This window comes from Rothia sp. HMSC069C10 (assembly GCF_001812205.1).
GTDB lineage: Bacteria > Actinomycetota > Actinomycetes > Actinomycetales > Micrococcaceae > Rothia > Rothia mucilaginosa.
Genome location: NZ_KV808282.1, coordinates 97,801 through 111,691 on the forward strand (window position 1 = coordinate 97,801; position 13,891 = coordinate 111,691).

Sequence of the window (13,891 nt, forward strand, 5' to 3'; positions counted from 1 at the left end):
GGTAGGTGCTGGAATGAGTGCGCCCGCCATCGGTGCGATGGCGGGCGCGGCACCTGCCGGGTGTTAGATTCCCGGATTAGGGCTGGTGCAGGGGGCGTTCGTCGATGACGGTGCCACCAATAATTTTTTCGATAGCGCGCAGACCGATGAAGGTGCTGTTTTCGACCTTCTCATCATCCTCAGAGACGTAGTCCTCATCGGATGCGGCGCGTGCCTGGCGAGCCGGTGCCGCCGACGTGCTCGGAGTCGGTGTGCTAGGAGTCGGTGCTGGGGTTGCGTTAGAAGCCTGCGCTGCGGGCTTCTCATCGCTTGCCGGAGCAGTATCAGCCGGTGCTGCCTGCGGTGTCTCTGCCAACGGACCAGCAGGCTCAACCGGATTAGCAAGCGGACCAGCCGGTGCTACAGGCGCAGTCGGCATTGCGGGCGCAGCGGGTGCCTCAACCGGTTCAGCGTAGGCGGGCTCATCCTCAAAAGGGGGCTCCTCCTCATACGGAGGTTCCTCCGCGTGAGGAGGCTCCTGTGCGAACGGGGGCTCCTGTGCACGCTGGGGTTCAGCAGCGCTCTCCTGCAGCGGAACTCCACTACCGGAGGCCGCAAAGGAATCACGCTCACCAAAACCACCCGCCGGAGCAACCGGAACCTGCGGAGCAACCGGAGGCTCAGGCGCAAGCGGGCCAGCCGGGGCTTCCTGAACCGGTGCCTGCACTGCCGCCTGGACAGCCTGCTGAGGTGCCTCCTCGGGGGCACTCTGCGGAATCGGGGCAACCTCCCACGCGCCCAGAGGCGCATCCACGCTCGTAGACTCGGGGGTGTTTGCGCCGGTCAGCGGCTGACCGTGGCGACGCCACGCATCCTCACCGCCGCGCGGACCATCAGCCAGCGGCGCCGGCTGCTGAGGCGCCTGCGGGGCAACAGTCGCGGGAACTGCAGGCTGCGCTGTGAGCGCACTGGGCGCTGCGGGCTGAGCAGCAGGCTGAGCTGCGGGCTTGACCTGCTCACCGGGCTTCGCCACCTGAGCGTGGATGGTCACCTGACGGCGCAGGAACTCACTCACGCGGGCGGTCAGCTCGGGCACAAAGCCCTTGACCGCGCGCAGAGTCGCAATGTCGGCGCTCACGTACAGGGTTGCGCCGTCCATGCGGGCGGGGCGAACCTTCATCAGCTGCTCCGCCGCACCGGGAACGCTCATTCGGTTAAGAATGGCGCGCCAATTACCCTGAACCGCCGCCAGCGGATCGTTCGGGTCAAGCTTCAGAGGCGCGGAGGGGGTACCCGCCGCAGCTGCTGCAGGAGAAGCCGGGACATTCGGTGCCGCCGGAGCATGAGGTGCCGCCGGGGTGTTACCCGCTAGGGGAGCACCAGCCGCAGACTCCTGCGCGGTCGGTGCCAGAGGTGCAACACTAAGGGGCGCACCCGCCAGCGGGGGAGCACCCGCGCTGGCCTGCTGAGAACTGCCCTGCTGAGAGCCGCTCTGCTGAGGGGCTGCCTGCTCCTGAGAAGTCTGGGGTGCAGACACCTGGGTCTTAGGAGCCAGGCCAGCCGCCGCCATACCCGCCGCGCGAGCCGCAGACATGCCGCCCTGCGCCGGGGCAGAACCAGCAGAACCCGCGGAACCAGCAGCACCAGAAGCCACGCGGCGCTCCAAAACCTGCAGGCGAGAAGCCAACGCCGCAACCTCAGCGCCACCGGCAGAACCCTCCACCGCAGGCAGAAGCAGACGAGCACACAGCAACTCCAGCTGAAGCTGCGGATTCGCCGCACCCGTCATACCATTCAGAGTCTCATTCGCCGTACCCGCAGCAACCGTCAGCTCACGCTCACCCAAAGCCTGAGCCTGCTGACCCAGACGCTCCAACTGATCCTGCGGAAGACCCTGCAAAATCTGACCCGCAGCCTGCGGAACAGCCTTCACCACAATCAAGTCACGCAGACGCTCCAGCAGATCCTCCACAAAACGGCGAGGATCCTGACCGGTCGCCACCACACGCGACACCGCGCCAAAGAGAGTCGGCGCATCCTTCGCACCCAACGCATCAATGACCTCATCCAGAAGCTGCGCATGGGTATAACCCAGCAGCGCCACCGCACGGTCATACTCAATACCGTTCTGCGACGACGCACCAGCCATCAGCTGGTCAAGAATCGACAGCGAATCACGCACCGAACCGCCGCCAGCACGAATCACCAGCTGCAGCACACCCGGCTCAACCGGCACCTGCTCCTGATCGCACAGACCCTGCAGGAACGGCAGAAGCACCTCCGGCGGAACTAGGCGGAACGGGTAATGGTGAGTACGCGAACGAATCGTGCCCAGCACCTTATTCGGCTCAGTCGTCGCGAAGATAAACTTCACGTGCTCCGGCGGCTCCTCCACAATCTTCAGCAGCGCATTGAAACCCTCACGGGTCACCATATGCGCCTCATCAATAATGAAGATCTTGTAACGGTCACGCACCGGCGCCAAAGTAGCGCGTTCACGCAGGTCACGGGCATGATCCACACCGCCGTGGCTCGCCGCGTCCATCTCAATCACGTCAAGAGAACCGCCACCATCACGCGACAGCTCACGGCACGAATCGCACACACCACACGGAGTCGGAGTCGGACCCTGCGCACAGTTCAAGCAACGCGCCAAAATACGCGCCGACGTGGTCTTACCGCAACCACGCGGACCCGAAAACAGGTACGCGTGATTCACACGGTTCTTCTCCAGAGCGACCATAAGAGGTTCGGTCACGTGCTCCTGCCCGATAACCTCAGCGAAGGTCTCGGGGCGATAACGACGATAAAGGGCAGTGCTCACGGCAACCTCTTCAACTCGGGGTGCGGATAGGACAATCCCTACCATTTTAGACGCTCCACCCTCGGCACGAGTGGTCACCAGTCACCGGCGAACACGCACACGTCACGGATGCTCATCGGGCAGTCCGTACGCCCACAGAAATACCGCGGATGCACCGAATTCCCAAGAACCCAAAAATCCGGTACACTGGTTCTTGCCTCTTACGTGGCGTTATCTTGGAAAACTCCCCCAGGACCGGAAGGTAGCAAGGGTATTCGAGCTATGACGGGTGCGTAAGGGGTTTTTCTATGCCTAAAATCAGCTACATAGACAATCAGGCACCCGTCATACCCGTCTCACTGTCGTTCGACGGCTTCAACCCAGGATTCCGCCTCGTTAGGGCTCGGCGGCTTCGACGCAGGATTTATTACCTCGCTCGCTCGGAATCCTGCGCCTCAGTTCGCTCGCTCGGAATTCTGGGTTTCAGCGGTTGCGTAAGGGGTTTTTCTATGCCCAAAAGTAAGAGTACAAGCACCCACAAATGTGCTTTCTGTTACTTTTCCCATCCAGGGCTTGCGCGCCCGGTAAAAGCGTAGTAAAGTTTTATTCGTTGCCTACGCAATGCGTAGAAAACATAGCTGGAGGATTCGCCTAGCGGCCTATGGCGCACGCCTGGAACGCGTGTTGGGTTAACAGCCCTCGGGGGTTCAAATCCCCCATCCTCCGCCACTGATCCCCGGTCTTAGATTCTAAGACCGGGGATTTTTTATACCCCTTGGTACTATTTCTTCAGAACCCCCACGGGTCCACGCGCCGCCCAGGCGCCCCATACCTGCAGAAAGCACCACCATGATCTTCAAAAAAGTAGGCGACAGCCGCCCCTACCCCCAGCACGGCATGACCCACGCCGACTGGGGAGGAATCCCGCCGCAGCAGGTACGCCTCGACACCCTCATCACCACCCAGAAGACCCTCAACCTCGAGACCCTACTCGCCGAAGACTCCACCTTCTACGGTGACCTCTTCCCGCACGTGGTCAAATGGGGCGGCGAACTATACCTCGAAGACGGCGTGCACCGCGCACTGCGTAACGCCCTGCACCGCCGCGCCGTCATGTACGCGCGCGTACTGGACCTGGATTCCATCTCTCCGGCACTGCTGCCCGGCGCGTAACCCCCCCGAATACAGAAAAAGCCGCGGACCGATGCGAGAAGCATCAGGTCCGCGGCATTTTTGTGACGTATAACTGAGCTACGTTCCGCGGTTCAGGTTCCACGGTTCAGAGGTGCCACGCTTAGGATGCGACCTTCAGGCCCGCCTCCTGCACCGGGGATTGCTCCGGCAGGGACTCCTCGGAATCCAGGCGAACCGGGTTGCCCTCGGCGTCAAAACGCGCGCCCAGGCCCATCTGAATAAAACGGATAGTATTCAGAATCTGACGCTCGCGGGTCTCCTCATCCGGCGCATCCTCCGCGCGACCCGCACTTGAGGAGAGGGAACCGTGTACGAGCATCGCCAGCTCGCGAATGTCGTTCTTCGGAATGTAGTTCTCGGCAATGGCGGCAGAAAGAATATGCGCGAGCACCATCTGCAGCTCGTGAACGTGCTTGCCGAGCTTCGCGTAGGACTCGGGGGAGAGCATGGAGCGCATCGCAGGGCCCGGAGGCAGGTGGCGGCGCGCCAGGTCGTTGATCTGCAAGCGAATGTAGACCGCGAGCTGGTCAATCGGGTTTTCGATGCCCTCCAGGCCGACGCGCAGCTCGTTGAGGAAGCGTTCGGTTTCGTCCAGGGCGTAGGCGACCAGCAGTTCGCCCATGTCGGCGAAGTAGTTGTAGACTGCGGTGCGGCCGATGCCGGCGTTCTTGGCGACGTCGGTCATGGTCAGGCCGGAGAGGCCGCGGTTGTAGAGGATCTCGCCGAAGGAGTTGAGGATGGCGCGCTTGGTGTTTTCGCGCTGGGCGGCGTTGGTTGCTGCAGAAATACGAGGCATAGTGACACTCTACCCCAAATCGTCAGCAAATGACGAATTTATTGAATGTGTCACCAAGAAATTTGCGTAATCCATGCGAATTTTCACAAATATGACAAAAATCAGTCCTCACAAGAACCCCAAACGAGTAGCCGCCGCCAAATCAGCACCCACCAACGACGCAATCGGATACCCCGTATGGCCACGCCCCGGAGTCACCTGCAACAAAGTCCGCGCACCCAAACCCTCGTAGAACGCACTACCCTCCTGCACCGCAATCCGCGCCGACCAACTCCCCTCAGAACTCGTCGCCATACGCCGACGAGCCGACGGCGAACGACCATCCAGCACACCCACATGCCAGCTCATCAACAGGTGCTCATGCGAGGAAGGATTCAGCGCAGCCTGTTCACGCACCCGCACGGGCACGCCGTCAGCGCCGCCGCCACCGATAAAGGTGGCGCCACCTCCACGAATCCACTCAATATCGTGTGACAGCAGCTCGTAGCTGAGGAACTCGGCGCCACCCGAATAGCCCGCAAGCCAGATACGGCTCATATCCACCCCGTACGCCAGGGCAATCTCCTCAATGAGGGCGCGAACCATCCTGCCGTTTGAGCGGGCGCGAACCCACCAGTTGTAGGTCAGCGGAGGCGCATAAGAATCACCATCGGTCAGGCGCGGCTCCCGCAGACTACCCGGCGACAGCACCGGCACCGACAGCATATTGAACTCAGCCGCCACCTGCGCCAGCTCGGCACGCAGGGGGGAAGTTCGGCGCAACAGGCGGCTACCGGCACGCGAGAGATGATCACCATCAAAATAGAACAGCACACCGGGCGCAGACTCAGAATCGGTCAGAAGATACAGGTTATCGACCCGATAGTAGATATTGCGCCCGCGATGCGTAAACGATCGGTAACCGAGCAGCTCAGACGAAGCCAGAAGCACTGGCTCTAGCAGGGAAGCTCCGGTGCGCACGGCCTGCGCCGCATAGGTGAACAGCGGATGCAGACGCGGAATATGCGCGCTCAGCCGCCGCTGGTTACGGTGCCGCCGCCTCCGCACCTGCTGTGAAGAACCCCGTACCGACCGCCGAAGCGAGGCGCGTAGCGCACGCCCCGCCCCCAGCAGGGATACCACCTGCTCAGTGCGGTGAATTCCGTGGCCCAGATTCTTCATACATTTATTGTAAATGTGCGGTCAGGAAGGCTGGCGGGGTGGTCATGAGCGTCCACACTCTTGAACGAAGCCCGTAAACCTGCCGCCGCCACGGCATATAGGTACTATTAGATAGGCTCGGGTGGCAGACGAGCCGGTGAGTAGCGCCCTGCATAGCGCGCTCACCCACCACGCGTGAGGGCTCGTACCTTACGTGAAGAAACACATCGCATGAAGAAAGACTTGGGGAAAGTAATGGCTAAACCCGTTAGCGAATCTATGGCTCAGACGAGCACCGTTACGGTGCCCTGGGCTGGTCGCCGCGGCTACTTTGATCTGCTGCTGGGCGCATCCTGCGTCATCCTGATCATCTCGAATATTGGTGCAACCAAGGGTGTGGAGTTCGGCCCGCTGCCCTTCGAACTGCCCCTGATTGGCTCGACCATTGTCACCGATGGTGGTTTCTTCCTCTTCCCGCTCGCCTACGTGATTGGCGACCTTCTTTCTGAGGTGTACGGCTTTAAGCGTGCCCGCCGCGCGATTGTGGCCTCCTTCGGCTCGGCTGCTTTTGCTGCCCTGTGTTTCTTGCTGATCGTGCACCTGCCCGCTGCGAGCTTCTACACCGGCCAGGAGGCATTCGCTAGCGTACTGGGCCCGGTCTGGCAGATTTTTACGGGCTCCCTGCTCGGTTACCTCTTCGGTCAGACCCTGAACGCCTGGGTTATGGTGGCAATGAAGAAGGCAAGCAAGGGCCGTTTCCTGTGGCTGCGTATGATCGTCTCCACCCTGGTCGGTGAGCTGCTCGATACCGTTATCTTCTGCTCCATTGCGGCACCGGTGCTCGGCATCGACACCGTGGAAGCATTCATCAACTACGTACTGATTGGCTATATCTATAAGTGCCTGGTCGAGGTGATCCTCATGCCGATCAGCTACCCGATTATTGGTTGGTTCAAGCGTCACGAACTCGAGTACGTGGCATAAGCTAACCTCCTGACAGCTGATGTGCAGAGCCGCCCGGCCTAACGACCGGGCGGCATTGCCATTTCAGCTTTATTCAATACACAGCATGTCTAAGAAAGAGATACGTTATGTCTAAACTGCAGGGGAACACCCCCGAGCAGTCGGAGAAGAACGACTCGTTGAATCGTTCCCTCTCCCACGGCCAGTTGACCATGATTGCGATGGGCTTGGCGCTGGGTACGGGCCTGTTCCTGGGCTCCTCCTCCGCCATTAAAATTGCGGGCCCCGGCGCAATCCTCTCTTACGCTATTGGTTCGATGATTGCGGCAACCATTGCTGCGTGCGCGGGCGAAATGTCCGTGCGTCACCCCGTCCAGGGCGGTTTCGGCACCATTGCGAGCCGATACCTGAACCCCTTTAGCGGCTACCTGACTCGCTGGGCGTATTGGGCGTGCACCGTGCCGCTGGCTGGCGCTGAGCTGGTGGCGGTTGGCCACTACATGGCGTACTGGTTCCCGGACGTTCCCCTGGCTGTGTTCGTCGCCCTCTTCGGCGCAATTATTCTGGTGCTGAACCTGGTGAGCGTGAAGTCCTTCGGCGCCCTGGAGTTCATGCTCTCTTCGATTAAGGTTTCTGCCGTCATCGTGTTCATGGTGATTGGTGTACTGCTGGTGTTCGTGGGCCTGCCCGGTCATGCCGCGGCGGGTACCGCAAACCTCGTGAACGACGGTGGCTTCCTGCCCAACGGCCCGGCATCCATCTGGATTTCGATGGCTGTTGTCATGTTCTCCTTCGGCGGTGTGGAAATGATTTCTCTCTCCGCAGCGGAGGCGAAAGACCCGGCACGCTCGGTGGCAACCAGCGTGAAGGCAATGATTTGGCGCCTGTCCACCTTCTACGTGGTGTCCATGGCAATTATTCTGTGCCTGGTGCCCTGGCAGACCGCCGCACAGAACTCGGAGCTGACCGAGTCGCCGTTCGTGCTCGTCTTCTCTGAGCTGGGTATCCCCTTCGCCGCGGACATCATGAACTTCGTGGTGCTCGTTGCTGCGCTCTCTGGCGCTAACGCCTCCCTGTACGCGGCAACTCGCCTGCTGCACGCCCTGGGCTCTGACCGTATGGCTCCCGCAGTGGCTGCACGCACCTCCTCGCGCGGCGTGCCGGTCGTGGCTCTGCTCATCTCCTTCACCGGCGTTGTCGTGGCAACCGTGATGGCTGTTGCCAAGATTGGCGACATCTTTGCGCTGCTCATGGCGCTGGTGACCCTGTGCATCCTGGTTGTGTGGGTCATGATTCTGCTGACCTACCAGGCGTACAAGAAGGACCAGAAGGACGCCTCCTCCTTCACCGTGCTGGGTGGCCGCGTCACCGCAGGTCTGGCTCTGGCGGGTGTTCTGGCGACCCTGGCGGCAATGTTCATGCTGCCTGGCTCGGGCGTTCAGGAATCGATCATGGTCGGCATCGTCTTCTTCGTGCTGATTTCTATTGGCTACGCCATCTCCTCGAAGGTTCAGGGCGGTTATGAGCGCCCCGACCTGGACGCTATGCACGCCGACGAGAACACCAGCGCGGCACAGCACTAAATAAAGCCTCGCGAGGCTAAAACATAAAAGGCACCGGATGGGGGAGCACCCCCGTTCGGTGCCTTTTCGCTTTTGTACCCTAGACGGCGCTGTTCTGAGCGGTGTGAGTGTGCCCGTAGAATAGTTAACTATTCGTACCCGTCAACGAGGCTAGAAGCCGCAGAAGCCGGGTGCGAGCACACATTGCACATCACGCCCCTAAGGCGTACTGACGGAAGGCACCTTCGTGTCCCACAACGACGATACCCGCAGCCACGCTGCAGCGGGGACCGCCGGATCGCGCACCCTGAAGCGTTCTCTGTCCCACGGACAGATGACCATGATCGTGATGGGTTCCGCGCTCGGTACGGGCCTCTTCTTGGGTTCGGGCACCGCCATTGCGATGGCTGGTCCCGCGGTCATTCTCACCTACGCTATTGGTTCTGCGCTCGCTTCGGTGATTGGCGCGGCAACCGGTGAAATGGCGGTTCGCTACCCTGTCCGCGGCGGTTTCGGTACTATTGCTACCCGCTACCTGGGCCCCTTCGCGGGCTTTTTGACTCGCATCGCCTACTGGACGGCGACTGTGCTGATTGCCGGTGTTGAGCTGGTGTCGGTTGCGATGTACTTGAATTATTGGTGGCCGCAGCTTCCGCTGTGGGCGGGTATTGCCGCGTTTGGTGTGGCGCTGATTGTGCTGAACCTGACCAGCGTGAAGTCTTTCGGCATGTTGGAGTTCTTCCTGTCTTCGATTAAGGTCATTTCGATTGTTGCCTTCCTGCTGGTGGGCCTGTGCCTGGTTTTCTTCGGTCTGCCCGGTCACGCTGCGGTGGGTACCGCGAACCTCTTCAACGACGGCGGTTTCATGCCTAACGGCCCCCAGTCGGTGTGGCTGTCGCTGGCTGTTGTGATGTTCTCCTTCGGCGGTATTGAGATGATCTCGATCTCTGCTGCGGAGGCGAAGGATCCCTCTCGTTCGGTGCGTTCCTCGGCGAAGGCGATGATGATTCGCCTGGCGACCTTCTACGTGCTGGCGGTGCTGATTGTTGTTGCTATCATTCCGTGGCGTTCGGCCTCGGGCATAGGCGATGCGGTGGATGCTTCCCCGTTCGTTCTGGTCTTTGAACAGCTCGGCATTCAGGGCGTGGCGCACTTCGTGAACTTTGTGGTGCTGATTGCGGCACTGTCGAGCGCGAACGCAAACCTGTACGCGGGTGCGCGTCTGCTACACTCCCTGGCGGCTGACGGCATGGCGCCTCGCCAGCTGGCTCAGGTGAACCGTGCTGGCGTTCCGGCTCGCGCCGTGTGGGCGTCGACCAGCGGCATGGTTATTGCTATTCTGCTGGCGCTGTACAGCCCGAAGGAAGCGTTCCTCTCCATGATTTTTGTGATCATGGTGTGCGCGCTGACCGTGTGGGTTCTGATTCTGTTCGCCTACATCGTGTACAAGCGTGTTGAGCCTGCTGCCAATGGTTTCCGCCTGTGGGGTGGCCAGTTCACCGCGGCGGTTGGCGTTCTGCTGCTCTTCGCGGTGTGGGTTGCGCTCTTCATGGTGCGCGGTTCTATGGTTCCGGCAATTGTGGGCGTGGGCTACTTTGTGGTTCTGAGCCTGCTGTACTTTGCTCGTATCCGCCACACTCACATGATTGATGAGCAGACCTTTGTTGAGGCTCAGCAGGCAACTGCCGAGTATGACGCCATGAAGTACGACGCTGATCATGCCCTGGAGACTGCGGCTAAGCTGGGCCGTTAAGGTTCTGTAGCTGCCGGGAGAGCCGGTGCTGGGGCCTGCAGAGACTCCAACACAGTAATAAACGAAAAATACGGAAAATTTCTGGAATTCCTCGTAATAAAACCGTAAAAATGCAGTTGGCCCTCAGAGTGGGGTCTATCATAGACAGTGAACCGTATGATCTTGTATGCGTTCAAATGTCTGTGTGTTGGATGAGGCTCGAAAGCATCGTAGCTTTCGAGCCTCATCGCTTTAACTACCAAATATATTTCTAGCCCCCGAATCATCATCAGCTGATTCATTTGCTGTACCTTGCGGATTCGTACGAATAGCCCCCTCAAAGCGGCGGGGGAGTAGAGTTAAAACCATGCAAAGCCACGAAAAGAACCGCGAAAACACCCCCGCCCCTGAGGCCGGTACCACCGACGAACTGCTGGTGCACGTACCCGCACGCTGGGGCGATATGGACGCCTACGGGCACGTCAACAACGTTGCCATCCTCTCGGTCATGGAAGAAGCCCGCGTGGCGCTCTTCGGCCCACCGCCCTCCTCCGGGCAGAAGCCCACCGTGGCACCGCAGCCTCCGATTCCGCTTTTCGACCTGGTTGCCGAGGGTGTGCAGGCACTCATTGCCGAGCACGGCATCCGCTACCTGGCTCAGCTGCCCTACACTGGTGAGCCCGTGCCAGTGCGCCTGAGCGTGGAGAAGGTCAGCGCCGCATCCGTGCGTATTGGCTACTCGATTCTCTCCCCGGTGGACGGCCGCGAGTGCGTGCGTGCCTTTACCGTGCTGGCGTTCTGGGATTCGGTTGTGGGTCGTTTGACCCGTCTGAGCCCCGAGCAGCGTGAGCTGTTGAGCTCCTACCTGCCGCAGAAATAGGGGTAGATACCGGCGCTCCGCTGTAATAAACCGGTCTTGAACGGGGTCAAGCGTATGCTTTAAATACCTTCTGCAAAGGGTGCAAAAGGTTCATTCCCGGGAGAGATAACAATGTCGTTCCACCACACTCAGGCAGACTCCGCCAGCCGGGGTCGCCGCACGATGCGCGCCACCGGATGCGCCGCCGCCCTGCTCCTCGCCCTGACCGGCTGCTTTGGCGGTTCTCAGAGCGAAAACTCTTCGTCGAGCCCCAGCCCCTCCAACACGGCTAACCACTCGCAGTACCCGCTCCCTTCCTCCACCGCGTCCCCGTCACCGACGAAGAAGACCGAGCCGACCGTCACCGAGACTCGGGTGTCAGCCCCCGCAGAGAGCGCCGAGGCGAAGGCGTCCGAGTCCTCCGCACCCGCTGAGGCGAAGGCAACCTCCGCAACGGTCGCAAACCCCACTGTCGCTGCGACGCCCCGTGCGCCCGAAAAGGTGGAGGCTGAGCGCGCCTCCGCCGGCGAGCGCTGCGGACACATCGGACGTAAGGGCTACCTGAAGACCGGCGCGGAAATCATGGTGCTGCGCGGTACCGTGGACTGCGCCCACGCCCTGGACGTGCTGACCGAGTACGTCACCACCCCGCGTGCCGACGACAACACGACCCAGCACCAGGTTGCGAAGGTTCAGGACGCCACCTGCTACTGGAACCCGCAGTACGAGATGGTTGAGAACCGTCGCGAGGATCGCGGCGCCCCCGAGTGCACCATCGGTGAGGATGTCGCCTTTGTGGCTCGCCTGGACAATCCGGATGCTCCCCAGATTCCCTTCCTCATGGAGCCCTCCTACTACGATTCCGGTGCCGGCTACTACCGTTTCAAGAGCGATGACGAGCGCACCCTCTGCGAGCTGAACCCCGCGGACGGAACCCTGGTGTGCGAGCGCCGCACCGGCGAGCAGACCGGCAACGGTAACGGTGCTGTCGGCCGCACTTTTGCCGGTCCGGTGGAGGTGACTCGCATGAACTTCCTGACCGGCGCCAGCGAGGTGAATACCGTGAATGAGTCCTCGGCTCTGCACGCGGAAACCACCACCGCAAACACGAAGATAATGCACGCCTTGGATGTGGTGATCTTGCCCGTTGCTGAGGGCAAGCAGCTGACCTGCTTGGGCGAGATTGAGACTGGCTCGATGACCTGCCATGACGGGAACGGCCGCACTATTACGGTCGGTGGCAGGCGAGAAGGATAAGCGCCCGCGTCAGAGTTAATGAGCTGTCAATGAGTTGTGAAGAGCCAAGGAGGGGCTTCCCGCACTGCCGGGGAGCCCCTCTTATTGCGCTGTGCCTCTACCCGCTGTGTCCTAGCGGGGGCACCCTGTGGGTTCCTAAGATGCCGTATAGCTAGCTCACAGGTAGCGTCTTTAGAATACTGGTTAGGAACCCGAACCGATGACGCAGAAAGGTCACCATGCATCCGGCACAGAAGCACCAGACTTCTATCCAGGCTCGTTCTACTACCCTCCGCACCGCTAAGCGCTACAGCCCCGTAGCACTCGGTGCCACGCTGCTGCTGGCGCTGTCGGCATGCTCCGGAGGCGCCACTACCGCCTCCCCGAGCGCCACCGCAACCCCTAGCCCCAGCGCTACGAGCGCGAAGGCAACCGCCAGCCCCACCCGCACCGCAACGGTCACTGAAAGCACCCCGACTGCCGGTACCGTGCACACCCCCACCGCGGTGGCTACCGTGAGCCCCGGAACCATCACCACCGCAAGCCCCACGGCAACCGCGCAGGCGAGCGCGGCGTCGAGCCCTTCCGCATCGGCTAAGGCGAATACTTCGGCGAGTGCAGTGGCGAAGGCGTCGAGCACCGCAAGCCTGTCCAACTCGGATGTTCAGTCTGCGGGCGGTAGCTGCGGCAGCATGGACGCTACCGGCTACCTGAAGCACAACGCTACGGTTCAGGTGGCCTCGGGTGCGGTGGATTGCCTGTTTGCGCGTGAGCTGATCCGCCAGTTTGTGGTGCAGAACCCCGCCGAGGTGACCGATAAGGCGAATGGTGAGCGTACCGTCATGTCGGCGCGCTGCTACTGGAAGCCGGGCGACGGCGCGGATCGTGCGACCCCCGAGTGCGTGTCCCTGGATGGTGGTAGCACCGTCATTACCGTGAAGCTGACCAACTAGTTTACGATTCACATCCGGCAGGGCACACCCCAGAAGGTGCACCCGGCAAGGCACGGGTGTTAAACACAAGCGCCGCGTTGACGAATGATTCGTCAACGCGGCGCTTTTTGTCTTGAAGCTATCTCAGGCAGCTGGCGCGGCAGGTTTTAGAGCTCCCCACGTGCGCGGGCGGCGAGTACGTCATCCAGGCGGGCGAAGGTCGAACGCCAGGTGGTGCGCACCTCCTCGTGAACCGAGGCGGGCATGGGGCCAATCTCAATGAGGATGCGGGTACCGGAACCCACGCCGTCGGCGGTAATCACGGTTTCGGGGAAGAAACGGTGACGCTGGTACACCAGCACGCTACCGGGGTTGCCCAGGTGGTCGGGCAACTGCTCGGCGTATTCGAGCTCCTTGAACGGTTCAATGCTCAAAAAGCGGCTCTGCAGAATGCAGGACACCGAGGGGTCAACCTCGTTGATCATGGACAGGCGCTGCATGCCGCCGACGACAGGCTCCACGACAACGTCGGTGGGGCGCACGTGCCAGCCGGCGGGGCCGTACCAGCGGACCAGCAGTTCGGGGTCCAGGTAGGCGCCGAAGACGTCCTCGACCGGGGCTGCGATCTCGTGGTCGAAGACGAGAAGCTCCTCATCGGGAACATGAGTGATGCTCATAGGGTTCTCCTTAAGCGG

Annotated in this window: 11 protein-coding genes, 1 tRNA gene and 1 other RNA gene; 9 read left to right on the top strand and 4 right to left on the bottom strand. The window is 61.2% G+C overall.

Going from position 1 to position 13,891, the window contains the following annotated elements:
- Positions 1–76 precede the first annotated feature (76 nt).
- The gene (locus tag HMPREF2842_RS00400; protein WP_070641816.1) at positions 77–2,803 is read right to left on the bottom strand and encodes a DNA polymerase III subunit gamma and tau; all 2,727 of its coding nucleotides are present in this window, start codon (positions 2,801–2,803) and stop codon (positions 77–79) included.
- 191 nt (positions 2,804–2,994) lie between these two features.
- Between HMPREF2842_RS00400 and ffs the strand changes: the two genes are divergently transcribed.
- The 3 genes from ffs to HMPREF2842_RS00415 all read left to right on the top strand — a co-directional run bounded on the left by ffs (position 2,995) and on the right by HMPREF2842_RS00415 (position 3,955).
- Positions 2,995–3,091: signal recognition particle sRNA small type (ffs, locus tag HMPREF2842_RS00405), an RNA gene on the top strand.
- A gap of 331 nt (positions 3,092–3,422) precedes the next feature.
- A tRNA-Ser gene (locus HMPREF2842_RS00410) sits at positions 3,423–3,511 on the top strand.
- Between the two features lie 120 nt (positions 3,512–3,631).
- Complete coding sequence (locus tag HMPREF2842_RS00415; protein WP_005507186.1) at positions 3,632–3,955, top strand: type II toxin-antitoxin system VapB family antitoxin; 324 nt, start codon at positions 3,632–3,634, stop codon at positions 3,953–3,955.
- A gap of 121 nt (positions 3,956–4,076) precedes the next feature.
- Here HMPREF2842_RS00415 and HMPREF2842_RS00420 read toward each other — a convergent pair whose 3' ends face one another.
- The gene (locus HMPREF2842_RS00420) at positions 4,077–4,772 is read right to left on the bottom strand and encodes a TetR/AcrR family transcriptional regulator (protein WP_005509262.1); all 696 of its coding nucleotides are present in this window, start codon (positions 4,770–4,772) and stop codon (positions 4,077–4,079) included.
- A gap of 108 nt (positions 4,773–4,880) precedes the next feature.
- Positions 4,881–5,933: an alpha/beta hydrolase family protein gene (locus tag HMPREF2842_RS00425; RefSeq protein WP_070634307.1), complete on the bottom strand. Its 1,053-nt coding sequence runs from the start codon at positions 5,931–5,933 to the stop codon at positions 4,881–4,883.
- Between the two features lie 234 nt (positions 5,934–6,167).
- Between HMPREF2842_RS00425 and HMPREF2842_RS00430 the strand changes: the two genes are divergently transcribed.
- The 6 genes from HMPREF2842_RS00430 to HMPREF2842_RS00460 all read left to right on the top strand — a co-directional run bounded on the left by HMPREF2842_RS00430 (position 6,168) and on the right by HMPREF2842_RS00460 (position 13,217).
- Positions 6,168–6,896: a queuosine precursor transporter gene (locus tag HMPREF2842_RS00430; protein WP_070605051.1), complete on the top strand. Its 729-nt coding sequence runs from the start codon at positions 6,168–6,170 to the stop codon at positions 6,894–6,896.
- A gap of 107 nt (positions 6,897–7,003) precedes the next feature.
- The gene (locus HMPREF2842_RS00435; protein ID WP_049350500.1) at positions 7,004–8,458 is read left to right on the top strand and encodes an amino acid permease; all 1,455 of its coding nucleotides are present in this window, start codon (positions 7,004–7,006) and stop codon (positions 8,456–8,458) included.
- 226 nt (positions 8,459–8,684) lie between these two features.
- Positions 8,685–10,190, top strand: a complete 1,506-nt coding sequence (locus tag HMPREF2842_RS00440; protein ID WP_049350501.1) for an amino acid permease — start codon at positions 8,685–8,687, stop codon at positions 10,188–10,190.
- Positions 10,191–10,536: 346 nt separating this feature from the next.
- Positions 10,537–11,049, top strand: a complete 513-nt coding sequence (locus HMPREF2842_RS00450; protein ID WP_049340311.1) for an acyl-CoA thioesterase — start codon at positions 10,537–10,539, stop codon at positions 11,047–11,049.
- Between the two features lie 111 nt (positions 11,050–11,160).
- A complete protein-coding gene (locus HMPREF2842_RS00455) occupies positions 11,161–12,285 on the top strand; it encodes a phosphoglycerol transferase (RefSeq protein ID WP_070605043.1) in 1,125 nt (374 codons plus the stop codon).
- A 218-nt stretch (positions 12,286–12,503) separates the two neighbouring features.
- Positions 12,504–13,217: a hypothetical protein gene (locus HMPREF2842_RS00460; RefSeq protein ID WP_070592999.1), complete on the top strand. Its 714-nt coding sequence runs from the start codon at positions 12,504–12,506 to the stop codon at positions 13,215–13,217.
- A gap of 146 nt (positions 13,218–13,363) precedes the next feature.
- Here HMPREF2842_RS00460 and HMPREF2842_RS00465 read toward each other — a convergent pair whose 3' ends face one another.
- Entirely contained in the window at positions 13,364–13,873 is a 510-nt protein-coding gene (locus HMPREF2842_RS00465; RefSeq protein WP_070641818.1) for an SRPBCC family protein, read from the bottom strand.
- Between the last annotated feature and the right edge of the window lie 18 nt (positions 13,874–13,891).